We start from the raw sequence: 23,273 nt of genomic DNA on the forward strand, positions 1-23,273 counted from the left end.
GTTCGGCGTTCGTCGGACTACCGCAAGCAATCAGGGGGACGTGGATGTCCAGGACAACGCGAAGTAGACGAGGGCGGTGTGTCGCGCTGGCGGCGGTGACCGCGGGGGTGAGCTGGCTCACGACCGGCCCGGCGATGGCCGGGTCGGCCGTGACGGGCGACGGCGCGGCCGCGAACCTCGTCTGCGAGCCGACGGCAGGGGGCGCCCAGGCAGGGGCCATTCCCAGCAGTCTCGCCCGGACCGGGCGCACCACCCTCGCGCCGGCCACGGGCGTGCTCAGCGTCGCCGACGCGGCGGGAGCGGCCGCGGGCCGGGGCATGCCCTCGCTCCCCGGCCGCTCGGCCAGGGCGCTTCCGACCGGCAGCGCACCGGCGATCCCGGCCCTCCCGGGCCTGCCTTCCACCGGCGGGAACGCCGTCCTCCCGGCGGCGAAGTCACCGCTCATGCCGCTCCTCTCCGTCGCGCCCGCCCGTCCGAGCGTGCCCAACGCGGTCTGCCTGCCCTCCGCCCCGATGTCCGCGGCCCAGCATCATCCGCGGCCGCAGGATCGGGTGCACCCCATCACGAACCCGCAGCCGGGGCAGCCGCAGGCGCCAGGGGAGTCGGGAGCCCGGGCCGGTGCGAACGCCGCCGGCGCCGCTGACGCGACCGGCGCTTCCACGGGGGCCGCGAACCGGCCGCACAGGCGCGGGGAGGGGCGGCACAGGGCGGACGCCGGTGCGGCGGGAGCGCTGCCGGGACAGGCGCAGGACCGCCCGCACCGCAGGAACCGGGGCGCGCACGCGCAGCCGGAGACGACGCAGCCGCACCAGCAGGCGAACCAGGCGCAGGCCGTCGGCGGGCAGAGGAACGCGACCCGGCCGGCCCCGCGGCACGCGCGCCCCACCCAATCGAACGCGGCCCAATCAAACGCGGCCCAATCAAACGCGGCCCAATCAAACGCGGCCCGGCCCGGCACGGCCCAGTCGAGTACGGCTCAGTCAGGTACGGCTCAGACGGGCGCGGCACAGGCGGCCACGACCCGCGACAAGCGGCAGCGCCGCCAGCGGCCCGCCGAGCAGACCGGACAGGCGGGACGGGCAGGACGGGCAGGACAGGCAGGACAGAAGGGGCGGGCGGCTGCCGCCTCCACCACCCCCGACTCGGCGGCCTCCCCACGCCGCGCCAAGCGTGAGGGCCGGGTGTATCCGAAGGCGTCGACCGAGCAGCTGGACGTCGTCACGTCGAGCCCCGGCGACATCACCGCCCCCGCCCTGGCCCGGGCCGCCGCGACAGGCCCATTGGCCGATTTCGCCGCCGCGACGGGCCGGCGGCTTCTCCCCTGACCAGCGATCCCTGCGAAATGAAGGGGGCCGTTCACGCGGCCCCCTTTCGCATGTCCGCACCAGAAGTCGCCCTTCGCATGCCCGCGCCGGAAGTCGCCCTTCGCATGCCCGCGCCGGAAGTCGCCCTTCGCATGCCCGCGCCGGAAGTCGCCCTTCGCATTCCCCACCGGAAGACCCGGGGTGGTCAGTTCCCCTGGGCCTTCTTGGTCTTCGGCTCGGCGCCGTCGACGAGCTTCCGCTTGCCGAGCGGGGTGCGCAGCTTCACGGTGGTGGACTTCTTGATGGCGATCGCGGCGCACATCGTGTTCTCGGCGGCCGGATCCGCGCCCTCGTAGACCGTGACGACCACCTTCTTGGCCGTCTCCTTCGTCTTGACGCGGTCGAGCACCGTGCACGGGGCGGCGCCCGACCACCAGGTGATCCGCAGGCGTTTGCCGTGAGCGACGGGCTTGGCGCTGATCCACCGCACCTTGTGCGTGCCGATTGTGCGCCCGTGCGGTTTCGTCGGGACGGTTTCGGCGGGGGACGAGGGGCCCACAGCGGGGGCGACCGGCCCGGGCGGGGACGAGGGTGAGAGGTGTCTCGCCGCGCCCTGCGCCCCGGGCGCGGCCGTGACGGTGACGACCGCGGTGGCGATCGCCGCGAAAGCCACACCGGCGACCGTGGTGGTGATGCCGTGGATGGTACGCATGCCCCTTAGTACGGACCCGGCGGCGTCCCGGTTCAACGTGATCGGCGATCCGTCCAGGCACCGCCGAGCCGACGACCGGAGCGGACTCAACTGGCGCCGTCGACCACCTGTCTGTCGCCGAGCGGGGAGCGCAGCTCCACCTTGGTCGTCTTCTGGATCGCGATCTCGATGCAGACCGCGTCGGGGGAACGCCGGTCCTGCCCCTCGTAGAGCGTGACGATCACCTTGTCCGTCCGCTCGTCGACCTCGACCCGGTCGAGCACATGGCAGGGCTCGACGCCCGACCACCAGACCACGTCCAGCGATCGCCCGCCTTCGCCGGGGGTGGCGCTGCTCCACGGCACTTTGCGTGGGTCGAGCGTGTGTCCGACGGGCACGGCCGGAGACGGCGCGGCCTGGGTGTCGACCGGCCGGTCGGGCCCGCCCGGCGAAGCGGAGGTGGAGGTGGACGGGGTCTGTCCGCAGGCCGCCGCCATGCACAGGAGTGTCACCAGCCAGAGCGTTCGCATACCTGTGAAACGGACACGGCGCCCCGCGGGTTCAGGCACCCGTTGACGCGCGTACGGCCCACCCTCTAAATTCAACGCATGATGAATTTGTCCGGACCCGCGATAGCCGTACGAGATCTGCGGGTCTGCAGGGGTGGGGCCGAGGTGCTGCACGGCCTCACGTTCACCGTGCCGAGAGGCCAGGTCACCGGCCTGCTCGGCCCGAGCGGGTGCGGCAAGACGACGCTGATGCGCGCGATCGTCGGGGTGCAGGTCGTCACCGGGGGAGAGGTGACCGTCCTCGGCGAGGCGGCCGGAAGCGCCGGACTGCGCCGCAGCATCGGCTACTCGACGCAGAGTCCCGCCATCTACCGCGACCTCACGGTCCGGGAGAACCTCCGCTACTTCGCCGCCGTCCTCGGCGCGCCGAAGGACGACGTCGAGCGCGTGCTGGCGGAGGTCGGCCTCGCCGACGCCGGTCACCAGCTCGGCGGCACGCTCTCCGGCGGACAGCTCGGCCGGGCCGGTCTCGCCGTCGCCCTGCTGGGCAGTCCGGAACTGCTGATCCTCGATGAGCCGACCGTCGGGCTCGACCCCGTGCTGCGTCAGGAGTTGTGGGCGCTCTTCCACCGTCTCGCCGAGGCCGGGGTGACGCTCCTGGTCTCCAGCCATGTCATGGACGAGGCGGCGCGCTGTCAGCGGCTCATCGTGCTGCGCCAGGGGGAGATCCTCGCCGACGGCACGCCGGACGGCCTGCGCGAGCGGACGAGGACGACGGATCTGGAGGAGGCGTTCCTGCGCCTGATCGAGGAGAGGACGGCTGCGGCGTGAATGCGGCGATAACGATCGCCACGGCCCGGCGGATCATGACCCAGCTGCGGCACGACCACCGCACGGTCGCGCTGATGGTCTTCGTGCCGACGCTGGTGATGATCCTGCTCTACTACGTCATCGGCGACGAGCGGGCCTTCGCCCACTGGACGCCGATCCTGCTGTGCGTCTTTCCCTTCCTGACGATGTTCCTCGTCACCTCGATCGCCACGCTGCGCGAGCGTTCGTCGGGCACGCTGGAGCGGCTGATGGCGATGCCACTGGGGAAGCTCGACCTCCTCCTCGGGTACGGCATCGCGTTCAGCCTGCTGGCCTGCGTCCAGGTGGTGCTGGCCCTCGTGGTCTCGCTCACGTGGCTGGGCTACGACCCGGCGGGGAAGGTGTGGCCGCTGGTGCTCGTGGCGCTGCTCAACGCCGTGCTCGGCACCGCGCTGGGGCTGCTGTGCAGCGCGTTCGCCCGCACCGAGTTCCAGGCCGTGCAGTTCATGCCGGTGGTGATGCTCCCCCAGGCGTTCCTCGGCGGGATCCTGGTGCCGCGTGATCAGATGGCCACCGTGCTGCAATGGGTGTCCGACGTGCTGCCGATGTCGTACGCGATCGACGCGATGCGGGGCGCCGCGGCAGGCGGCGAGCTGAGCGGGGAGTTCTGGCGCGACGTGCTCATCGTCGCGGGGTCCGCCGTGCTGGCCCTCGTCCTCGGGGCCGCCACGTTGCCTCGCCGGACCCGATGACCGACGCCGGACCCGATGACCGACGCCGGGCCCGATGACCGGCGCGGAGCCCCCGGCCCGCGACGGGCCGGGGGCTCCCGGTGGTTCCGGCGGGTGGGCGTCAGCGCTCGCCGGGCACCCAGTCGTCGCTCGGCTGCGGCGCCGCCGACTTGAACGTCGCCGACACGGACGGCGGCACCGGGTCGGGGAACGGCGCGCAGTGCACGTCCGGGCCGGGCCGGCCGGCGGGCAGTGTGCCGTCGGTCAGGTACGCCTTCCAGATGTCGTCGACGCACGCGTCGCCGCGGCCGGTCAGGCCGTGGTTGCCGCCGCCGTCCATGACCACCAGGCGCGAGGCGGGAAACAGCCGGTGCATCTCGACACCGCCCTGATAGGGCGTGGCCGCGTCCTTGGTGTCCTGGAAGAACAGCGCGTTCTGGATCCCCCGACCGTCGATGCGCTGCTGGTGCGTCGCCCGGACGGGCCAGTAGGCGCACTGGGCGTTGAACCAGGCGTTGCCCCAGGTCAGGAAGGGAGCCGTACGGTAGGACCGCCACCAGTCGAGATGCCAGGCGGCCCACTGACGCGGCCAGCGCGCGTCGGTGCACTCGACGGCGGAGTAGGCCGCCAGCGTGTTGTCGTCACCACTGCTGTCGCCGTAGACGCCGAACGTGCTCACCAGCGGGGCCGCGTCGCCGGCCGTGACGTACCGCGACAGCGCGTCGGCCAGGCGCGGCCAGCGGGTCTTGAGATAGCCGCCCGCGAGGAACGTGTCGTCGAGCTCGTCCGGCCCGACCCTGTCCTCGGCGGGGGTCGCCTTCAGCTTGGCGCGGGCCGCGTAGTACGCCTTCTCCACGTCGGCGGCGGTGGTGCCGAGGTGGTAGGTGGAGTCGTACTTCGCGGTCCAGGCGAAGAAGTCCTTGGCCCTGGCCTCGAAGGCCTGGTTCTGGTCGAGGTTGTGGCCGTACCAGATCCGCTCGGGGTTGACGATGCTGTCCAGGACCAGGCGGCGCACCCTGTTCGGGAACAGTGTCGCGTAGGTCGCGCCGAGGTAGGTGCCGTAGGAGTAGCCGACGTAGCTGATCTGCCGCTGGCCGAGTGCCTTGCGGATCAGGTCCATGTCGTTGGCCGCGTCGACCGTGGTCATGTGCTTGAGCAGCGCGCCGTACTTCTCGCCGCACGCCGTCGCGTAGCCGCGCGCCCGCTTGGCCCAGGCGAGCTCCTCCGTCAGATCGGCCGGCACGTAGTCGGGCCGCACGGGATCGGAGTAGTGCGGGTCGCAGCTCAGCGAGGGCTCGCTGGCGCCGACGCCGCGCGGGTCGAAGCCGATCAGGTCGTACTGCGCGGCGAGCTCGTCGCCGAGCCGGGCTCCCATGATGGACGGGTAGGCCAGGCCGCTCCCGCCCGGGCCGCCCGGGTTGAACAGCAGCGCGCCCTGGTAGTGGGCGGTGTCCGTCGCCTTCTTGCGCGACACCGCGATCTTGATTTTCTGGCCGTTCGGCCGGCGGTGGTCCATCGGGACCTCGACCATCGCACACTCGATTCCCGCCGGGAGGTCCTCGCACTGGGCCCACTGGGGAGTCGGCGGGGTGTACTCGGGGGCCCGGCGGGCATCGGCTGTCGCGGGTCCCGCGACCAGTGCTCCGCTCAGACCCAGGCCGGCTGTGGCCAGCGCGATGAGGATCTTTTTCACCTGGTTACCCCTTCGGCGTCGGCGGTTCCTCCGTTGGAACCGACTTATGACGCCATCGAGCGATCATCCTGACAGCGTGAGTAAGAATCGGCCGCGACATGCAGTTGGTTGCGCAATCGCAACGCGAGCGCGGCCGCTCCGTCATGCGGGCGGTAAGCTCGACGGGCTCGGCAAGCCGCGAGGAAGATCCCCGTAGTGAGGTAGAGGCATGATCGCGATTCTCGGGACCGGCAAGATGGGAGAGGCCCTGCTCTCGGGGCTGCTGCGCGCCGGGTTCAGGCCCGAGCAGATCATAGCGACGGCACGGCGGCCGGACCGGGCCGACGCGCTGCGCGAGCGGTACGGCGTGGTGGTGGCGGGCAACGCTGAGGCCGCCAAGGGCGCCGAGACGCTGATCCTGGCGGTCAAACCGCAGGACATGGCGGCGTTGCTGGCCGAGATCGCGCCCTTCGTGCCGGCCGACCGGCTGGTGATCTCCGTGGCCGCCGGCATCACCACCCAGTTCGTCGAGTCCCGCCTGGGGGGACAGGTCCCGGTCGTGCGGGTCATGTCCAACACCCCGGTCCTGGTCGACGAGGCCATGAGCGTCATCTCGGCCGGGACGTACGCGGAAGAGGAGCACCTGGAGCGGACCGAGGCGCTGCTCAGCCCGGTGGGCAAGGTGCTGCGCATCCCCGAATCGCAGCAGGACGCGGCGACCGCGCTGTCCGGCAGCGGCCCCGCGTACTTCTTCTACCTGGTCGAGGCCATGGTCGACGCCGGGATCCTGCTGGGCATGCCCAGGGCGGCCGCGCTGGACATGGTCACCCAGTCGATCGTCGGCGCGGCGATCATGCTGCGCGACTCGGGCGAGCACCCGGTGATCCTGCGGGAGGCCGTGACCTCGCCCGGCGGCACCACGATCTCCGCCATCGCCGAGCTCGAACGGCATCGGGTGCGTGCCGCGTTCCTGGACGCCATCGAGGCCGCCCGCGACCGCAGCCGCCGACTCGCCTCCGGCTGACCACCCCGTCGTACGCGGGTTCCCGGGGAGGGCTCTTGGCCCTCCCTTTACCATTGATCGGTGAGGCTTCGTCGCGGACTTTTCCCGTTGCTCGCCGTTGCGCCTCTCCTGGTCGCCGGGTGCACCTCGGCGGAACCGGCGACGGCGGTGCTCGGCACGGTCACCCGCGCATCGGTCAGCGAGGTCGTCGAGGCCCCCGCCACCGTCGCGGCGCGGGCCGCCGCCACGCTGACGGCCCCCGCCTCCGGCACCGTGGCCGCCCTGTACGTCCAGGACGGCGACACCGTGAAAAAGGGCCAGATCCTGGCGCGGATCAGCTCCCCCCAGGCGAAGGAGCAGCTCGCCGAGGCGCGGAAGGCCGACAGGAAGGCGGCCAGGCCGATCTCCATGGGGGGCGCGGGCGCCCAGGCGGCGGCCGTACGGCTGCCGCACCTCAGCCTGTCCTCGGCCTCGCTGGAGTCACAGGTCGCGCTGTCCTTCGCCAAGGCCAGGAAGGCGGTGAAGGCGGTCGACGACCGGGTGATGAGGGACCGGCTGCTGACCGCGATCGATGAGGCCCAGGAACGGCACCGGGCCCAGCGGCGGGCTCTCGACCAGGTGGTCGCGGGCCTCAACCGATCGCTCGAACAGGCGCTCTCGCAGGTGACAGGACAGCTGACCGGGCAGCTGCGATCCGGGCTGAACGGGTTGGCCGCCTCCCTGTCGTCGCTCCAGGAGGCATCGCGATCGCAGACCAGGGCGGCCGTGCTCGCCGCCAGGCGGACCGTGAGCGCGCTGGTCATCCGGGCGCCGTTCGGCGGCGTGGTCACGCTCGGCGGACCCTCCGCCGGCGGCACGGCGGGCATCGGCGGTCTGGGCGCCGCGCTCGGCGGCGCCGGCGGGACGGCCGGCTCACTCGACCTCGGCGCGCTGAGCGGCCGCCTGGCGGCTCCGGGCGGCGGCCGATCGGCCGGGGTCATCGCCACCGGGGTGCCGGTCTCCGCCGGGGACGCCGTCGTCACGGTCACCGACGTCTCCACGCTCACGCTCTCCGCCGACGTTGACGAGACCGACGTGCTGCTGGTCGACAAGGGGACCCCGGCCCAGGTCGAGCTCGACGCGGTGACCGGTGCGAGCTACCCCGCCACCGTGGTGGGCGTCGGCGTCTCGCCCAAGGAGGGTGCGACCGGCGGGGTCAGCTATCCCGTACGGCTCGAACTCGGCAAGGGGACCTACGACGGCGGCGCCGCCGCACCCGATCCGAAGCCCGGCATGAGCGCGGTGGTCCGGCTCACCGTGCGGCGGTCTCCCGACGCGGTGGCCGTACCCGCCTCTGCTGTCGCGACCAGCGACAGGGACACGATCGTCTGGGCCGTGCGGGACGGCAGGGCCGAGCGCCGCGTGGTCCGCCTGGGCGCGCAGGGGGACGCGGTCGTCGAGATCCTCGACGGGGTGTCGCCGGGCGAGCGCATCGTGATCAAAGGCGCCGACGCCGTCACCCCCGGTCAGCCCCTCCCATGACACCCACCACCACCGACCCCCGTTGTGGTGATCTTGCAATTTCTCGCAGGAAAGGCCGGTGACCTGGGGCGACATGTGCGGTGATCTTGCAGATTCTCGCAGAGACACGGCGCGACCCGCATCGGAGCCATCCGTGATCTTGCAGTCCGCGCCGGCGTTCGATGCCGTCGACCTCGTCCGCTCCTATCCGCTCGACGGCGGCGTCCGCGTCGACGCGCTGCGCGGCGTGACCCTGCGCATCGGCCAGGGGGAGTTCGTGGCGATCGTGGGGCCGTCGGGGTCGGGCAAGTCGACGCTGATGCACCTGCTCGGCTGCCTCGACCGGCCGACGTCCGGGCTGCTCCGGGTCGGCGGGGTGGACGTGTCCACGCTCGACGACACCCGGCTGGCCGAGCTGCGCAACCGGGCCATCGGCTTCATCTTCCAGTCGTTCCACCTGCTGGCCCGCACCACGGCGCTGGACAACGTCGCGCTGCCGCTCGTCTACCGGGGCGTACCGAAGCCGGAGCGGCGGGCGCGGGCGCGGGCCGCGCTCGAGGCGGTCGGGCTGGGGCACCGGCTCGGACACCGGCCGTCCCAGATGTCCGGAGGCGAGCAGCAGCGGGTGGCCATCGCACGCGCGCTGGTGGGCGATCCGCAGGTGCTGCTCGCCGACGAGCCGACCGGGAACCTCGACTCGCGCAACGGCGAGGAGGTGATGGCCCTCCTGGAACGACTCAACACCGAGGGCGGCGTCGCGGTCGTGCTGGTCACCCACGACCAGGAGGTCGCGGCCCGGGCGCGTCGCCAGATCCGCGTCCGCGACGGGCTCGTGGAGCTCGACACGGCCGCCCGTACGGCCCGGCACGACGGAGGTGCGCGGTGAGGGCGGCCGAGGCGCTCCGGATGGCGGTCGAGGCCCTCCGGGTCAACCGGCTGCGCACCGTGCTCACCATGCTCGGCGTGATCATCGGCGTGCTGGCGGTGGTGATCCTGGTCGCCATCGGGACCGGCGCCAAGAACGCGGTGGAGAAGGAGATCGCCGGGCTGGGCAGCAACATCATCCTGGTGGTGCCCGGTGAGGTGGGCCTGGGGGCCGTCCCGACGCAGAGCCGCCTCGACCTGGCGGACGTGGCCTATCTGAGGAGGGTGGTCGGCGACCCGGCGAAGGTGACGGTGGCCGTCAACTCGGGCGAGCCGGTCCGGGTCGGACGCACCGAGGTATTCGCCACGATCACCGGCACGGACGAGTACATGCCGGGCATATTCGAGCGGCCCCTGCATCGCGGCCGCTACCTCGGCGGGACCGATGTCGACACCCGGCGCCGGGTGGCCGTCCTGGGCGCGGAGGCGGCGAGGAAGCTGTTCGGCGACGTCGATCCGGTGGGACGTCAGGTGACGATCGCCGGGGTGCGGTTCCGCGTGGTCGGGGTCTACGAGACGGTCGGCTCCACCTTCGGCGTCGCTCGCGACCAGGAGGTGCACATCCCGGTCACCACGGCGCAGCGGCTCATCGGGCTCGACCGGATCAACGGCATCGCGGTGGGCGCGTCGGGCCCGGAGGAGATCGACCGGCTGCGCGGCCGGGTGGTCTCCGCGCTGGAGCAGCGATATCCCGACGAGAAGTTCTCGGCCGTCACCCAGACGCAGCTCCTCGGTACGATCGGCACGGTGCTCGGCATGCTCACGGGGGTGCTGGCCGCCATCGCCGGCATCTCGTTGCTGGTCGGCGGCGTCGGGGTGTCCAACATCATGCTCGTCGGGGTGCGGGAGCGGACCAGGGAGATCGGCCTGCGCAAGGCTCTGGGCGCCCGCCAGCGGGACATCCTCGGGCAGTTCCTCATCGAGGCGGTGCTGCTCACGACCATCGGCGGCACGATCGGCATCGCCCTCGGCGTGGGCGGGGCGCTGCTGATCGGGGCGCTCACCCCGGTGCCGGCCGTGATCACCTGGTGGTCGATCGCGCTCGCGTTCGGGGTCTCGGCCGGGGTCGGCGTCTTCTTCGGGGTCGCGCCGGCTCGGCGGGCCGGCCGCCTCGACCCGGTCGTCGCACTCCGCTCCGAGTGAGTCGACCCGACGCCGAGTGAGTCGGACTCCGCTCCGAGTGAGTCGACCCGACGCCGAGTGAGTCGCACTCCGCTCCGAGTGAGTCGACCCGACGCCGAGTGAGTCGCACTCCGCTCCGAGTGAGTCGACCCGACGCCCAGTGAGTCGCACTCCGCGCCGAGCGAGCCGTGCCCGGCACGGTACGGTCGTGGACATGAGTCAGGCGGTGCGGGTCATCTGGGATGACGCCCTGGTTTCCTACGATTTCGGTCCCGGGCATCCGTTGGCGCCGGTGCGCGTCGAGCTCACCATGGCCCTCGCCCGCGATCTCGGCGTGCTCGGCGGGGTGGAGCTGGCCGGCTGCGCTCCGGCCACCGACGACGAGCTGGCACTGGTCCACAAACGGGACTACATCGAGGCGGTCAAGACCGCATCCAGGACCGGCCGTCCCGATCTGCGCCATGGGCTCGGTACGGAGGACAATCCGACCTTCACCGGCATGCACGCGGCGGCCGCACTGGTCACGGGGGCGACGCTGGAGGCGGCACGGACGGTCTGGCGGGGCGAGGCCGAGCACGCGGTCAACGTGGCGGGCGGGCTGCACCACGCGATGACGGCGGCGGCGAGCGGTTTCTGCGTCTACAACGACCCGGCCGTGGCGATCGCCTGGCTGCTCGCGCAGGGCGCCTCCAGGGTCGCCTACGTGGACATCGACGTCCATCACGGCGACGGCGTCCAGGCGATGTTCTACGACGACCCGCGGGTTCTCACGATCAGCCTGCACGAGAGCCCGCGCACGCTCTTCCCGGGGACCGGCCTCCCGCAGGAGACGGGCGCCGAGGGCAGCGCGGTCAACGTGGCGCTGCCGGCGGGCTGCGGCGACGCGGGCTGGCTGCGGGCCTTCCACGCCGTCGTGCCGCCGCTGCTGCGCGAGTTCGCGCCGGAGGTGCTCGTGACCCAGCAGGGCTGCGACAGCCACGCGCTCGACCCGCTCGCCAACCTCATGCTCAGCGTCGACGGCCAGCGTACGGCTTACGCGGCGCTGCACCGGCTGGCTCACGAGACCGCGGGCGGCCGCTGGATCGCCGTCGGCGGCGGAGGTTACGAACTCGTGCGGGTCGTGCCGCGCACGTGGACGCATCTGATCGCGGAGGTGGCCGGCGCCCCCCTCGACCCGCGGACCGGAACCCCGCAGAGCTGGCGCACCCTGGTCGCTGAGCGGACGGGGGAGACGGCGCCGCTGACCATGACCGACGGGCGAGATCCGTCCTGGCGCGAGATCTCCGAGGGATACGACCCGGCGGACGCCATCGATCGGGCGATCATGGCGACCAGGAACGCCGTGTTCCCCCTCCATGGCCTGGATCCGCTGCCCTGATCCCATTCCGGACACCCCAAATGCGGGTATTTCGCCGCCACTTTTCCACCCCTGGCCCCGCCGTTTGCCAACTTTTCGGTGATCCTGGGCGAGGCTGAAGGGTAAGGCGTTGGTCCGTTCCAACATTGTGATGTGAGGGGCGGTACGGCTGCTGCCAGCGACTTTCCCGATTTGGCCGTCGGATGGCGGCAAAGTGGGGGGTTTGCCTACTCGGAGTCCCGACTTACGCTGACAGCAGTACACGTGCGTGAGCGATGGCACCAGTGGGGATAACCCGGAAACACGTGCGGAAGAGGCGTCCGATGGGTGCAGGCGAAAGACCTCTCAGCGAGGTGAAGTTCCTGACGGTGGCGGAGGTGGCCACTGTCATGCGGGTGTCCAAGATGACGGTGTACCGACTCGTGCACTCGGGCGAGTTGCCGGCAATCAGGGTCGGCCGGTCCTTCAGAGTGCCGGAGCAGGCGGTGCACGACTACTTGAGGGACGCGTTCATCGAAGCCGGATGAAGCGGCTCGCTGGTCAGCGGCCACGCGGGGTCCCCGGGGGAGCGATCTACCGTGGATCGCCGGTAGGCTGTTGAGCCGGTGTGCGCTCGCGCGCCGGTTCGACATCCGCCACCTTCACCTGGGGGTCCCGTGGGCTCTGTGATCAAGAAGCGCCGCAAGCGTATGGCCAAGAAGAAGCACCGCAAGCTGCTCAAGAAGACGCGCATACAGCGGCGTAACAAGAAGTAGCCGGACGGAGCGCGCACCTGTTCCACACTCATGCGAGGCGTCGATGACCCACAACGTGCTCGTCACCGGGGTCTCCCGCCATATCGGCCGGCGAGTGGCGAGCGCTCTCGCAGCGGACCCGGACGTCGACCGCGTCATCGGCGTCGACACGGTGCCGCCCTCTTCCCCGTCGCGGGAAGACGACGCGCCGCCGCTCGGCCGTACCGAATTCGTCCGCGTCGACCTGCGCAGCCCTGACGTGGCGCGGGTCATCTCGGCGGCGGACGTCGACACCGTCGTGCACCTGAGCCTGGTGAGCGGCCCGGCGAAGAGCCGCTCAGCCGTCAAGGAGCACAACGTCATCGGCACCATGCAGTTATTGGCGGCGTGCCAGCGATCGGAGACGGTGCGCAGGGTCGTGGTGCGCTCCACCACGGCCGTTTACGGCTCGTCGCCGAACGCCCCGGCCGTGTTCAGCGAGGACACCGAGCCGGCCGAGGCGTCGCACCACGGCTACGAGAAGGACGCGGTCGAGGTCGAGGCGAGCGTCCGCGGGTTCGCCCGGCGGCGGCCCGACGTGGTGACCACCACGCTGCGGTTCGCCGCCCTGATGGGCCCCGGCGTCGACTCGCCGTTGACCCGCTACTTCGCCCGGCCCGTGCTGCCCACCGTGTTCGGGTTCGATCCGCGGCTGCAGTTCGTCCACGAGGACGACGCGGTCGAGGTGCTGGCCCGCGTGGCACGGGAGGACCACCCCGGCGTGTTCAACGTGGCCGCGGACGGTGTGCTGCTCCTGTCCCAGTGCGCGCGGCGGGCGGGCCGGCCGGTGCTGCCGGTGCCGTCCCCGGCGCTGCGGTTCCTCGGCTTCTCCTCGGAGCAGTTGGCGTTCCTGACCCATGGACGGGTGGTGGACGCCGCCCGGCTCGCCGTCGAGCTCGGCCATCGGCCGAAGTACGACACGGCGGCGGCGTTCGACGACTTCCTGGCGGTGCGGCGATGAGCGAGCCGGGGGCACGCCGGGACACGAGCGAGGCGGCCGCCGAGCTGCTCGCCTTCCTGCGGCGCAGGATCTCCGGAGATTACGAGATCGACGAGTTCGGCTTCGATCCGGAGTTCCACGACAGGGTCATGATCGAGCTGCTGCGGCCGCTCTACCGGCACTGGTTCCGGGTCGAGACCCTCGGCATGGCGAACGTGCCCGCTGACTCCGGCGCCCTCGTGGTGGCCAATCACTCCGGCACGCTGCCACTCGACGCGCTGATGCTGCAGGTCGCGCTGCACGACGAGGCGGACCGCGCGGTCCGGCTGCTCGGCGCGCACCTGGTCTACCAGCTTCCCGTCCTGGGCCACCTGGCCCGCAAGGGCGGCCACACCCTGGCCTGTCCTGAGGACGCCGACCGGCTGCTGCGCAAGGGAGAGCTGGTCGGAGTGTTCCCCGAGGGGTTCAAGGGCATCGGCAAGCCGTTCTCCGAGCGCTACCGGCTGCAGCGGTTCGGCCGGGGCGGCTTCGTGACCTCGGCGATCCGCGCCGGGGTGCCGATCATCCCCTGCTCGATCGTGGGGGCCGAGGAGATCTACCCCAAGATCGGCGACATGCCGATGCTGGCCAGGATGCTCGGCCTGCCGTACCTGCCGATCACCCCGTTCTTCCCCTGGCTCGGTCTGTTCGGGCTGGTGCCGCTGCCGTCGAAGTGGCTGATCGAGTTCGGCGAGCCGATCCGCACCGACGAGTACGACACGGAGGACGCCGACGACCCGGCCGTGGTCTTCGAGCTGACCGATCACATTCGGGAGACCATGCAGCAGCGGCTGAACGAACTGCGGGTGCGCCGCGGCCCCGCCTTCTCCGGGATCTTCTGAGTCCCTCTCCCAGGTCAGAACGTGGAACGGTAGTGCCGGCGCAGGGCGATGCCGGCGGCGATGCCGCCCGCGACGGCCCCGGCGGTCGCGGCGATCGGCAGGCCGATCATCGTGGCCTTACGGCCCGTCCGGAAGTCGCGGATCTCCCAGCCGTGCTCCCTGGCGTGCTCACGCAGCTCGCTGTCCGGGTTGATCGCGTGGGGATGCCCGACCAGCGAGAGCATCGGCAGGTCGTTGGCCGAGTCGCTGTAGGCCGAGCAGCGGGACAGGTCGAGCCCCTCGCGGCGGGCCAGGGCCCGGATGGCCTCCGCCTTCGCCGGCCCGTGCAGCAGGTCGCCGACGAGCCTGCCGGTGTAGGCGCCGCCGGAGGTCTCCGCCACCGTGCCGAGCGCTCCGGTCAGGCCGAGACGCTGTGCGATCACCCGGGCCAGTTCGACCGGGGTGGCGGTGACCAGCCACACCCGCTGCCCGGCGTCCAGGTGGCTCTGGGCGAGGGCGCGGGTGCCGGCCCAGACCCGGTCGGCCATCACCTCGTCGTAGATCTCCTCGCCCAGCCGTACGACGTCGTCGACCTTCAGACCGGCGACGAACGCGAGGGCCATCTCCTTGGCCTTGGCGATGTGCTCCGGATTCTCGTTCCCGCGGATCCGAAACCACGCCTGGCCGAGGGCGAACTTCGTGAGGTCCCTGGTGGTGAACAGGCCCCGCGCGGCCAGGCCGCGGGCGAAGTGGTAGATCGAGGCCCCGCGCATCATCGTGTTGTCGACGTCGAAGAAAGCGGCCGCCGTGAGGTCGGGCTCGACCGCCGGGGCCGCGACGGCCGCTGCGGCCGCCACCTCACCGGCCATCTCCGCCGCCTCCCGCCGTCGCAATAGCCGCCTCATGGCTCATCAGCTTAACCGCCGAGAGTGCGTGAGACGGGCGTCAGCCGGAGCGGCGACGCCGTGTCATGGTCCGGAAACCGCGAATGTGTCGATATAGATCAAGTACTTCTGCGCCTTGTCGCGATTTTTCCGGTCGAGCTTCGGCAGCAGCGGCTCCACCATCGTGCGCTGCTGCCGCACGAAGCGGCGGGCCTCCCCGGGATCATCGCGTACGACATGGTTCAGCGCGGTCTTGGTCGTGGTGTCCATGTCGTCGAGAGCCTGCGAGATGAGCCGGTGCAGTTCCGGTGCCGACTCCCGCGGCGCGGTCTCGTGGATGAGGCAGGCCGTCTCCGCCGCGCGCAGATGCGCCGCCGCCATCTCCCGCCGGGCCAGGTCCTCGTCGTCGTACGCCAGGGACAGCAGCGTCGACTCCGCGCCTCGCTTGAGCGGATAGAGCAGGTCGCCCGGCATCGCGTGATGGGTGTGGAACCCGGTGGCGAACATGCCGGCCAGCAGCAGCACGAACACGAGGGCGGAGCGGAGCCCGGACCGCCGGTGGGCCGTCCGGGACCGGAGCCGGGCCCTTCCTGGCGCGGCGGCGGCGTTCCCGGCCTGCTCGGCGGCGTGCTCGCGAAGCAGTTCGGCGCGCAGCCGGGCGCGGAAGTCCGGGCTCGGGCCGGGAATCGCGCCGAGATCGGCGACGCGTGCCGCGACCCGGCGTGAGTTCTCCCACCAGCCCATGACGCTCTCCGCCATCCCCCGTTTGATCGGCCACTCGTACACTTGCCCAACGAGGTGACGCCACTGGAGTTACGGCAGGTCGCCAGGTCTAATCGAGATCCTTCGGCAGCGCCCGGGCCAGCGACTTGATCGCGCGGAACTGGAGCGCCTTGATCGCCCCACTTTTCTTGCCCATGATCAACGCGGTCTCGGCGAGCGACATCCCGTGCAGGAACCGCAGGATCACGCACTCCTGCTGCTCCGCCCCGAGCTGCTTGATCGCCTGCATCACACGCTCGTTGACCATGTTCGTGACGACGGCGTTCTCCGGGATGTGCCGACCGTCGAGGGGGGTGTCGAACACCTCCGCCGTGGTCACCTCGAGGCGGTTGCGGCCCGACTTGTAGTGGTCGGTGACGAGGTTGCGGGCGATCGTCATCAGCCAGGCGCCGAAGTCGCGGCCCTGCCAGGTGTAATCGGCGATGCCGCGGAGTGCGCGCAGGAAGGTTTCACTGGTGAGATCCTCGGCGAGTGCGTGGCTTCCCACACGAAAGTAGACGTACCGATAGACGAGTTCCAGATATCGGTCGTAGAGCATGCCGAACGCCTCGCTGTCGCCCATCTTGGCGCGCAGCACCAGTGTTCGCATCTCGTCACGATCGTTCTCACGCTCGCGGGTGATGCGGCGGGCGGCGGCGGCTGGTGGGGACAGCCCGGCCAACGGCCACGTGTTCGGCATCCGGTATCCCTTGGGGGAAGGGGAGTCGGCGTGCTCGAACACTCTACCCGTACGGGACCCGGCACCGGCTACCGATGGAAAGGGATTGTCCGGCAGCATGGGTTCCACCATGGAACTCGTTGTCGCTCTCCTCGCGTTCGCCGGCGCCCTGCTCGCCGGGATAACGACCGGTGTGCTCGTCAACCGCCTGCGAGGTGAGCCCGCAGGCTGGCTGATCGCATGGAGCATCACCACGGGCGCGCTGACCCTGTCACTCGGTGCGATCGCCATCGGTCACCTCGCGGGCTTCGGCGGGCCGACCTTCCGGGCGCTCCAGATCACCGGATCGCTGCTGGCGCCGCTGTGGCTGGCGGTGGGCGTGATGCAACTGCTGGCCGAGAAGGCCTCGGCCCGGTTCGCGGGGTGGCTGATCGGCATCTCCGTGACGGTGGTCGGAGCGGTGATCATGCTACTCGACCCCCTCGCGGGAGAGTTCACCAAGCAGCTTCCCAACGGCCCCGTGCACTGGGACATCTGGCCGGAGTGGCTGCTGCGGGGCGTCCACGGGCTCGTGATCCTGATGCTGCTGATCTCGCTGGCGATCGCCCTGCTGAGCTGGCGCGACGGAGACGACTACGACGCCGACAACATGAACGCGTCCGTCGTGCTCGCCCCGGCCGGCATGGCGCTGTCGGCCGCGCTGGAGCTCACACTCCCCGGGATCCTGATCGTGGCGCTCATGGCCGCGACCGCCGGCGGGATCTGGTACGCCGTGGCCCGGCCGCTCGCGCCGTACGACGACGAGGAGGACGAGGACGACGACGGCTACGACGTCCCCGAGGGGCGGGCCCGGGCCTCCCGTTCGGCCGCCTCGTCGGCGGCCCATCCGGTGAGCGGCCCGCAGAGCGCTTCGGCGGGTTCCCCCGCGGGCCCCGGGGGTGCGCTCCCGCGCAGGTCCGGCCTGGGCGACCTCGTGGCGGAGTATCGGGCCGGCGAGCAGAGCGAGATCGACTACGCCGCCAGGATGCGCCACCACCCGCAGGAGGGCGACTTCTCCCCCCGGCAGCCCCAGGGCGACTTCCCTTCCCGGCACGGCCAGCAGGACTTCGCTCACCACCAGCCCCAGCAGGATTTCAGTCACCACCAGCCCCAGCAGGATTTCGCTCCCCACGAGCCTCAGCCGGACGACTTCGGCGGCCCCGCCACCGGTCAGTTCATGGTCTCGCCCGATTACGGCATGCCGGCCGGGACTCCGTCCGTACCGGACGCCCCGGCCGGCCCCGAGGCGCCGCCGATCCCCGAGGAGCTCGCGGCGAATTTCGGGGTCGGCTTCGGCGGAGCCTCGGCCAGGCAGCGCCCGACCGGGCCGCACGCTACGGGGGCACATTCGACGGGGGCGCACGCCGCCGGGGCGCATTCGACGGCGCAGGCGGCCATGCACGGCGACCGTACGGTGCGGCCCGCGCCCGGGATCTACGGCCTGCTGACCGTGTTCACGCTGCTCGACGGGTCGGGCGAGGCGTTCGACAAGCTGGCGGAGGAGACGGTCGAGGCCGTGCGGCGCAACGAGCCGGACACGCTGGTCTTCATCTGCCACGCGGTCAAGTCGGCGCCGCTCCAGCGGATCGTCTACGAGCTGTACCGGGACGAGGTGGGCTACACCGAGCACCTGCGTCAGCCGCACATGGAGCGCTTCGTCAACGAACGGCAGGCGCTGGTGCTGGCGGCGAACGTCATCGAACTCACCGTCAACGCGGCCAAGGTCATCCCCCTCCCGACCGCGCTCTTCTAGTCCGGGCCGCTACGCCGCTCTTCCAGGCCGCTAGGCCAGGGCGGCGCGCAGGCGTGCCTCGTCGATGCGCCAGTAGCCCTGCTGCACGCCGTCGACCAGGACGACGGGGATCATCTCCCAATACCTGGCGAGGTCGTCGGGAGATCGGGTGATGTCGCGCTCCTCCCAGCCCACCCCGAGCTCCCCGGCCACGCGTTCGACCACGGCGCGGGCGTCATCGCACAGATGGCAACCGGGCTTCCCGAGCAACGTGATCCTCGTCATGCTCCCAGCTTATTGGGCCCAAGGGTACGGGCCGAGTTCGCGATCGAGCTCCCCTCCTGGGACAGTGGAGACACAGGCCGACTTTGTGCATGCCTTCACAAAGGCACTAATCTGATGTCCAATCGTCCTCACCCCTGGAGCTCCGGCACGTGACCCGCCGTATCCCGCAAGCACGCGACCGCGGTATCCCCGACGCCACCGTGGCGCGGCTGCCGTTGTACCTGCGCGCGCTCAACGGGCTGGCCGAGCGGGGCACGCCGACGGTCAGCTCGGAGGATCTCGCGGCGGCCGCCGGGGTCAACTCGGCCAAGCTGCGCAAGGACCTGTCCCACCTCGGTTCGTACGGCACCCGCGGAGTTGGGTACGACGTCCAGTATCTGATCTATCAGATCTCGCGTGAGCTTGGTCTCACCCAGGACTGGGCCGTGGCCATCGTCGGGGTGGGAAACCTCGGGCGAGCCCTCGCCAACTACGGCGGGTTCGTGTCCAGGGGGTTCAGGATCGCGGGCCTGTTCGACGCCGATCCGCAGATGGTGGGCGACCGGATCGCGGGCCTGACCGTCGAGCACATCGACGAGCTGGAATCGGTCATCAAGAAACGTGGGGTGTCGATCGTGGTGATCGCGACACCGGCGGGCGCGGCCCAGCAGGTGTGCGATCGGGTCATCGCGGCGGGTGTCACCAGCATCCTGAACTTCGCCCCGGTCGTCCTCTCCGTGCCCGACGGAGTGGACGTACGTAAGGTCGATTTATCGATCGAATTGCAGATCCTGGCGTTTCATGAGCAGCGCAAGGCGGACGGGGTGGTCATGTGAGTGAGCGATCGAACGGAGCGAACTCATGAGTCTCCTGGCCGTCGGACTCAGCCACCGCACCGCCCCCGTGGGGGTGCTGGAGCGTGTCACGGTTAGCGGTGACGCGCTCGTCAAGCTGCTGCACGACGTGCGGCAGCACGAGAACGTGTCCGAGGCGCTCGTCGTCTCCACGTGCAACCGGGTGGAGGTCTACGCGGCCGTCGATCGCTTCCACGGCGGCGTGACGGCGGTGACGAACCTGCTCACCGTGCACTCCGGCCTGTCGACCGGGGAGCTCGCCGATCACCTCTATGTGCACTACCAGGAGCGCGCGGTCCAGCACCTGTTCACGGTCGCCTGCGGCCTGGACTCCATGGTGATCGGCGAGGGGCAGATCCTCGGCCAGATCCGCTCGGCGCTGCGGCTGGCCCAGGACGAGGGCACCGCGGGGACCATGCTCAACGAGCTCGCCCAGCACGCGCTGCGCGTCGGCAAGCGGGCCCACGCGGAGACGGGCATCGACCGGGCCGGGGCCTCGCTGGTCGGGGTGGGCCTGACCCTCGCCGAGCGGGTGATCGGCCCGGTCGCGGGCAGACGCGCCCTGGTCATCGGCGCGGGCTCGATGAGCTCGCTGGCCGCCGCGACCCTGGCCAGGGCCGGCGTCACCGACATCGTGATCGCCAACCGCACCTTCGAACGCGCCGCCCGGCTCGCCGAGACCGTCGGCGGGCGGGCCGTGGAGCCGGCGGCTGTTCCGGCCGAGCTGGCCGAGGCCGACCTGGTCATCTCATGCGTGGGGGCGGGCCACCGGTCGATCACGGTGGACATGGTCGAGGCCGCGATGCGGGGCCGGAACGACGCGCTGTTCCTGCTCGACCTGGCGCTGCCGCACGACGTGGAGCCCGGTGTGCGAGCGCTGCCGGGCGTGACGCTGGTCGATCTGGAGTCGATGCAGCAGGTCGGACTCGGCGCCGCCGGATCGGCCGACGGGGGGCGGGGCCTGCCCGAATGCACGGTCTCCGACGGGGGACGGACCCAGGCGATCTGCGATGTCCGGCGCATCATCGCCGAGGAGGTCGCGGCCTACCTGGACGCCGAGCGGGCGTCCGTGGTGACCCCTACCGTGATAGCGCTGCGTAACATGGCCGCGGGCGTGGTGGAGGCCGAAATCGGCCGATTGATGTCACGGTTGCCGGAGCTGGACGGGCGGGTGCGCGACGAGGTCACCCAGACCGTACGCAGGGTGGTCGACAAGCTGCTGCACGAGCCGACCGTACGGGTCAAGAAGCTGGCGGCTTCGCCCGGTGGCGGCCACTATGCCGAGGCGCTTCGCGAGTTGTTCGACCTCGATCCCACGACTCCGGAAGCCGTTTCCAGGATGGAGACAGACGAATGAGCGGTGTGGCGGAAACCGCCCTGCGGATGGGCACCCGCAAGAGTGTGATGGCGACCACCCAGTCGGGCCGGGTCGGCGACCGGCTGACCGCCCGCACCGGCAGGGCCGTACAGCTGGTGGGGGTCACCACGTTCGGCGACGTCTCCCGGGCCCATCTGACCCAGCTCGGCGGGACCGGCGTCTTCGTGAGCGAGCTGCGCAACAAGCTGATCGAGGGGGAGATCGACTTCGCCGTCCACTCGTTGAAGGATCTCCCCACGACCCCCGACGAGCGGATCGCCCTCGCCGCGATCACGGTGCGGGACGACCCCAGGGACGCGCTCGTCAGCAACGTCAAGTTCGCCGACCTGCCCGCCGGGGCGCGCATCGGCACCGGCTCGCCGCGCCGGGTCTCCCAGCTCCGCATGCTCAGGCCGGACCTTGAGTACGTCCCCATCCGGGGGAACGGGGACACCCGCATCGGCAAGGTCACCTCCGGCGAGCTGGACGGCGTGGTCATGGCCGCCGCCGGACTGGGCCGTCTCGGCCGGGACGCCGACATCTCCCAGGTGTTCGAGGTGGACGAGGTGCTGCCCGCCCCCGGGCAGGGCGCCCTCGCCGTCGAGTGCCTGGCGAGCCGTACCGATCTCATCGAGCTGCTGAACGTCCTCGACGACCCGCGCACGCGGGCGGCGGTGACGGCCGAACGCTCGGTGCTCGCCGCCCTCGAGGCCGGATGCTCGGCACCGGTAGGTGCCTTCGCCTCCGGTGACGGGCACATTCTCAATCTGACCGCGGCCGTCGTCGCCGTCGACGGTCTCCGGTCGGTGCGCAAGTCCGCCTCCGGACCTTCTTCTGCGGCCATGGAACTGGGACGCGACCTCGCGACCGCCATGATCGCCGAAGGGGCCGGCACGTTGATGGGGGAGCAGGCCCATTGAGCCCCGCTATTGACCACAGTCCACAGTCCCGGTCCGGATTCGTCGCGTTCGTCGGCGCCGGTCCGGGTGACGAGAACCTGCTCACGCTGCGCGGCGCCGACCTGTTGAGCAAGGCGGACGTCGTCGTCCTGGACCGCGAGGCGTACGGCTCGCTGCTGCGCCACTGCCGGAAGGGCGTCGAGATCGTCGATGCGGAAACGGCGGAGAACTCGGTGTCGCTGCGGATCCTCCAGGAGGCCAAGGCCGGGCGGACCGTCGTGCGGCTGTGCCCGGGCGACCCGTCGTTCTTCTCCTCGGTGACCGAGGAGGTCGCGGCCTGCGCCAAGGCCGACATCGAGTTCGAGGTCGTCCCCGGCGTCCCGCCGGCGACGGCCGTGCCGACCTACGCGGGCATCCCGCCGGCCACCGCCGTGCCGGAGTTCCGGGTCGTCGACGCCGCCCAGGTGGACGACTGGGCCGCGCACGCGACCTGCGCCGGCACCATGGTGATCTACAACGGCGTGGCGGATGCCGTACCGATCGGCAAGGCGCTGATCGCCGCGGGCATGCCGGACACCACGCCGGTGGCGGTGACCAGCGACGGCACGACGATCGAGCAGTACACCGTGGTCTCCACCCTCGGCCGCCTCGGTCCCGATCTCAAGCACGCCGGCATGACCGAGCCCGCGATGATCATTGTAGGGGAGAACGTCGCCCAGCGGGACCGCATGTCGTGGTTCGAGACCAAGCCGCTGTTCGGCTGGCGGGTGCTGGTGCCGCGCACGAAGGAGCAGGCGAAGGGGCTGTCGGAGCAGCTGCGTTCGTACGGCGCGGTGCCCGAGGAGGTGCCGACGATCTCCGTCGAGCCGCCGCGGACGCCGCAGCAGATGGACCGGGCGATCAAGGGCCTGGTCAACGGCCGCTACGAGTGGGTCGCCTTCACCAGCGCCAACGCGGTGAAGGCGGTGCGGGAGAAGTTCGAGGAGTACAGCCTGGACGCCCGGGCGTTCTCCGGGCTCAAGGTCGCGGCCGTGGGCGAGACCACGGCCCAGGCGCTCGTGGAGTTCGGCGTGCGGCCCGACCTGATGCCGACGGGCGAGCAGTCGTCGGAAGGGCTGCTGGCCGAGTGGCCGCCGTACGACTCGATGCTCGACCCGATCAACCGCGTCCTGCTGCCCCGCGCCGACATCGCGACCGAGACGCTCGTCGCCGGGCTCACCCGCCTCGGCTGGGAGTGCGACGACGTGACGGCCTACCGGACCGTGCGCGCCGCGCCCCCGCCCGCGCCCATCCGGGAGGCGATCAAGAGCGGCGGGTTCGACGCGGTGCTGTTCACCTCGTCGTCGACCGTACGGAACCTCGTCGGCATCGCCGGCAAGCCGCACAACGTCACGGTCATCGCGGCGATCGGCCCGCAGACGGCCAAGACCGCCGAGGAGTTCGGCCTGCGGGTCGACGTGATGTCCGAGAAGCCCTCGGCCTCCACGCTCGCGGCCGCGCTGGCGGACTACGGAGCGAAGATGCGGCACGCGGCCGTCTCGGCGGGAGAGGTGCCGCGCAGGCCGTCCCAGATGCGCCGAGGCGCCCGCCGCAGGGTGAGGTGAGAC

The 23,273-nt window shown here is 71.2% G+C and carries 24 protein-coding genes; 17 read left to right on the plus strand and 7 right to left on the minus strand.

Annotation, left to right across the window (positions count from 1 at the left end; translation table 11 throughout):
* Positions 1-95: 95 nt before the first annotated feature.
* The gene (locus tag AP234_RS08450; protein WP_055479025.1) at positions 96-1,325 is read left to right on the plus strand and encodes a hypothetical protein; all 1,230 of its coding nucleotides are present in this window, start codon (positions 96-98) and stop codon (positions 1,323-1,325) included.
* Between the two features lie 184 nt (positions 1,326-1,509).
* Here AP234_RS08450 and AP234_RS08455 read toward each other — a convergent pair whose 3' ends face one another.
* Positions 1,510-2,016 carry a hypothetical protein gene (locus AP234_RS08455; RefSeq protein ID WP_235558037.1) on the minus strand — a complete coding sequence of 169 codons (507 nt, stop codon included), beginning with the start codon at positions 2,014-2,016 and terminating at the stop codon, positions 1,510-1,512.
* 86 nt (positions 2,017-2,102) lie between these two features.
* Entirely contained in the window at positions 2,103-2,507 is a 405-nt protein-coding gene (locus AP234_RS08460; protein ID WP_152990305.1) for a hypothetical protein, read from the minus strand.
* A 96-nt stretch (positions 2,508-2,603) separates the two neighbouring features.
* Between AP234_RS08460 and AP234_RS08465 the strand changes: the two genes are divergently transcribed.
* Positions 2,604-3,335 carry an ABC transporter ATP-binding protein gene (locus AP234_RS08465; RefSeq protein ID WP_200926295.1) on the plus strand — a complete coding sequence of 244 codons (732 nt, stop codon included), beginning with the start codon at positions 2,604-2,606 and terminating at the stop codon, positions 3,333-3,335.
* On the plus strand, positions 3,332-4,066 hold the full coding sequence (locus AP234_RS08470) for an ABC transporter permease (RefSeq protein WP_055479027.1): 735 nt from the start codon (positions 3,332-3,334) through the stop codon (positions 4,064-4,066). The genes AP234_RS08465 and AP234_RS08470 overlap by 4 nt, the downstream gene beginning before the upstream one ends.
* Before the next feature lie 100 nt (positions 4,067-4,166).
* On the opposite strand, the gene AP234_RS08475 is transcribed toward AP234_RS08470, so the two are convergent.
* A complete protein-coding gene (locus AP234_RS08475) occupies positions 4,167-5,738 on the minus strand; it encodes an alpha/beta hydrolase (protein ID WP_152990306.1) in 1,572 nt (523 codons plus the stop codon).
* Between the two features lie 208 nt (positions 5,739-5,946).
* Between AP234_RS08475 and proC the strand changes: the two genes are divergently transcribed.
* The 9 genes from proC to AP234_RS08515 all read left to right on the plus strand — a co-directional run bounded on the left by proC (position 5,947) and on the right by AP234_RS08515 (position 14,217).
* Positions 5,947-6,741, plus strand: coding sequence for a pyrroline-5-carboxylate reductase (proC, locus tag AP234_RS08480; protein WP_055479028.1), 795 nt, complete (start codon positions 5,947-5,949; stop codon positions 6,739-6,741).
* A gap of 60 nt (positions 6,742-6,801) precedes the next feature.
* Positions 6,802-8,241: an HlyD family efflux transporter periplasmic adaptor subunit gene (locus AP234_RS08485; RefSeq protein WP_063842825.1), complete on the plus strand. Its 1,440-nt coding sequence runs from the start codon at positions 6,802-6,804 to the stop codon at positions 8,239-8,241.
* Positions 8,242-8,374: 133 nt separating this feature from the next.
* Positions 8,375-9,106, plus strand: coding sequence for an ABC transporter ATP-binding protein (locus AP234_RS08490; RefSeq protein ID WP_431998301.1), 732 nt, complete (start codon positions 8,375-8,377; stop codon positions 9,104-9,106).
* The gene (locus AP234_RS08495; protein WP_055479030.1) at positions 9,103-10,287 is read left to right on the plus strand and encodes an ABC transporter permease; all 1,185 of its coding nucleotides are present in this window, start codon (positions 9,103-9,105) and stop codon (positions 10,285-10,287) included. Before AP234_RS08490 ends, AP234_RS08495 begins: the two co-directional genes overlap by 4 nt.
* A 193-nt stretch (positions 10,288-10,480) precedes the next feature.
* Positions 10,481-11,644, plus strand: a complete 1,164-nt coding sequence (locus AP234_RS08500; protein ID WP_055479315.1) for an acetoin utilization protein AcuC — start codon at positions 10,481-10,483, stop codon at positions 11,642-11,644.
* A gap of 302 nt (positions 11,645-11,946) precedes the next feature.
* Entirely contained in the window at positions 11,947-12,150 is a 204-nt protein-coding gene (locus AP234_RS08505; RefSeq protein WP_030456159.1) for a helix-turn-helix domain-containing protein, read from the plus strand.
* A gap of 129 nt (positions 12,151-12,279) precedes the next feature.
* Positions 12,280-12,378 (plus strand): 30S ribosomal protein bS22, encoded by a 99-nt coding sequence (locus AP234_RS34750; protein ID WP_018654693.1) that lies wholly within the window; start codon positions 12,280-12,282, stop codon positions 12,376-12,378.
* Between the two features lie 43 nt (positions 12,379-12,421).
* Positions 12,422-13,357: an NAD-dependent epimerase/dehydratase family protein gene (locus AP234_RS08510; RefSeq protein WP_055479031.1), complete on the plus strand. Its 936-nt coding sequence runs from the start codon at positions 12,422-12,424 to the stop codon at positions 13,355-13,357.
* Positions 13,354-14,217 carry a lysophospholipid acyltransferase family protein gene (locus AP234_RS08515; protein WP_055479032.1) on the plus strand — a complete coding sequence of 288 codons (864 nt, stop codon included), beginning with the start codon at positions 13,354-13,356 and terminating at the stop codon, positions 14,215-14,217. Before AP234_RS08510 ends, AP234_RS08515 begins: the two co-directional genes overlap by 4 nt.
* A 14-nt stretch (positions 14,218-14,231) precedes the next feature.
* Here AP234_RS08515 and AP234_RS08520 read toward each other — a convergent pair whose 3' ends face one another.
* The 3 genes from AP234_RS08520 to AP234_RS08530 form a co-directional block, all read right to left on the minus strand.
* Complete coding sequence (locus tag AP234_RS08520) at positions 14,232-15,101, minus strand: HAD family hydrolase (protein ID WP_055479033.1); 870 nt, start codon at positions 15,099-15,101, stop codon at positions 14,232-14,234.
* A 63-nt stretch (positions 15,102-15,164) separates the two neighbouring features.
* Entirely contained in the window at positions 15,165-15,839 is a 675-nt protein-coding gene (locus AP234_RS08525) for a hypothetical protein (RefSeq protein ID WP_152990307.1), read from the minus strand.
* Positions 15,840-15,912: 73 nt separating this feature from the next.
* Entirely contained in the window at positions 15,913-16,542 is a 630-nt protein-coding gene (locus AP234_RS08530; protein ID WP_055479035.1) for a sigma-70 family RNA polymerase sigma factor, read from the minus strand.
* 97 nt (positions 16,543-16,639) lie between these two features.
* Between AP234_RS08530 and AP234_RS08535 the strand changes: the two genes are divergently transcribed.
* Positions 16,640-18,313, plus strand: coding sequence for an antibiotic biosynthesis monooxygenase (locus tag AP234_RS08535; protein ID WP_152990308.1), 1,674 nt, complete (start codon positions 16,640-16,642; stop codon positions 18,311-18,313).
* 30 nt (positions 18,314-18,343) lie between these two features.
* Here the strand turns inward: AP234_RS08535 and AP234_RS08540 are convergent, their stop codons facing one another.
* A complete protein-coding gene (locus AP234_RS08540) occupies positions 18,344-18,577 on the minus strand; it encodes a glutaredoxin family protein (protein WP_055479037.1) in 234 nt (77 codons plus the stop codon).
* Between the two features lie 149 nt (positions 18,578-18,726).
* Between AP234_RS08540 and AP234_RS08545 the strand changes: the two genes are divergently transcribed.
* The 4 genes from AP234_RS08545 to AP234_RS08560 are packed head-to-tail and all read left to right on the plus strand — an operon-like array spanning position 18,727 to position 23,270.
* Positions 18,727-19,392, plus strand: a complete 666-nt coding sequence (locus AP234_RS08545; protein ID WP_055479038.1) for a redox-sensing transcriptional repressor Rex — start codon at positions 18,727-18,729, stop codon at positions 19,390-19,392.
* Positions 19,393-19,417: 25 nt separating this feature from the next.
* Positions 19,418-20,767, plus strand: coding sequence for a glutamyl-tRNA reductase (locus tag AP234_RS08550; RefSeq protein ID WP_055479039.1), 1,350 nt, complete (start codon positions 19,418-19,420; stop codon positions 20,765-20,767).
* Positions 20,764-21,687, plus strand: a complete 924-nt coding sequence (hemC, locus tag AP234_RS08555) for a hydroxymethylbilane synthase (protein ID WP_055479040.1) — start codon at positions 20,764-20,766, stop codon at positions 21,685-21,687. The genes AP234_RS08550 and hemC overlap by 4 nt, the downstream gene beginning before the upstream one ends.
* Positions 21,684-23,270 (plus strand): uroporphyrinogen-III synthase, encoded by a 1,587-nt coding sequence (locus AP234_RS08560; RefSeq protein WP_055479041.1) that lies wholly within the window; start codon positions 21,684-21,686, stop codon positions 23,268-23,270. Before hemC ends, AP234_RS08560 begins: the two co-directional genes overlap by 4 nt.
* Positions 23,271-23,273: the final 3 nt, after the last annotated feature.

It is taken from the genome of Sphaerimonospora mesophila (assembly GCF_001417795.1).
GTDB lineage: Bacteria > Actinomycetota > Actinomycetes > Streptosporangiales > Streptosporangiaceae > Sphaerimonospora > Sphaerimonospora mesophila.

Coding starts and splice junctions, on each gene's coding strand:
- AP234_RS08540 (WP_055479037.1), bottom strand. CDS start 18,577: ATGACGAGGATCACGTTGCTCGGGAAGCCCGGTTGCCATCTGTGCGAT.
- AP234_RS08530 (WP_055479035.1), bottom strand. CDS start 16,542: ATGCCGAACACGTGGCCGTTGGCCGGGCTGTCCCCACCAGCCGCCGCC.
- AP234_RS08465 (WP_200926295.1), top strand. CDS start 2,604: ATGATGAATTTGTCCGGACCCGCGATAGCCGTACGAGATCTGCGGGTC.
- proC (WP_055479028.1), top strand. CDS start 5,947: ATGATCGCGATTCTCGGGACCGGCAAGATGGGAGAGGCCCTGCTCTCG.
- AP234_RS08535 (WP_152990308.1), top strand. CDS start 16,640: ATGGGTTCCACCATGGAACTCGTTGTCGCTCTCCTCGCGTTCGCCGGC.
- AP234_RS08500 (WP_055479315.1), top strand. CDS start 10,481: ATGAGTCAGGCGGTGCGGGTCATCTGGGATGACGCCCTGGTTTCCTAC.
- AP234_RS08550 (WP_055479039.1), top strand. CDS start 19,418: ATGAGTCTCCTGGCCGTCGGACTCAGCCACCGCACCGCCCCCGTGGGG.
- AP234_RS08515 (WP_055479032.1), top strand. CDS start 13,354: ATGAGCGAGCCGGGGGCACGCCGGGACACGAGCGAGGCGGCCGCCGAG.
- AP234_RS08505 (WP_030456159.1), top strand. CDS start 11,947: ATGGGTGCAGGCGAAAGACCTCTCAGCGAGGTGAAGTTCCTGACGGTG.
- AP234_RS08525 (WP_152990307.1), bottom strand. CDS start 15,839: ATGGCGGAGAGCGTCATGGGCTGGTGGGAGAACTCACGCCGGGTCGCG.
- AP234_RS08455 (WP_235558037.1), bottom strand. CDS start 2,016: ATGCGTACCATCCACGGCATCACCACCACGGTCGCCGGTGTGGCTTTC.
- AP234_RS08510 (WP_055479031.1), top strand. CDS start 12,422: ATGACCCACAACGTGCTCGTCACCGGGGTCTCCCGCCATATCGGCCGG.
- AP234_RS08520 (WP_055479033.1), bottom strand. CDS start 15,101: ATGAGGCGGCTATTGCGACGGCGGGAGGCGGCGGAGATGGCCGGTGAG.
- hemC (WP_055479040.1), top strand. CDS start 20,764: ATGAGCGGTGTGGCGGAAACCGCCCTGCGGATGGGCACCCGCAAGAGT.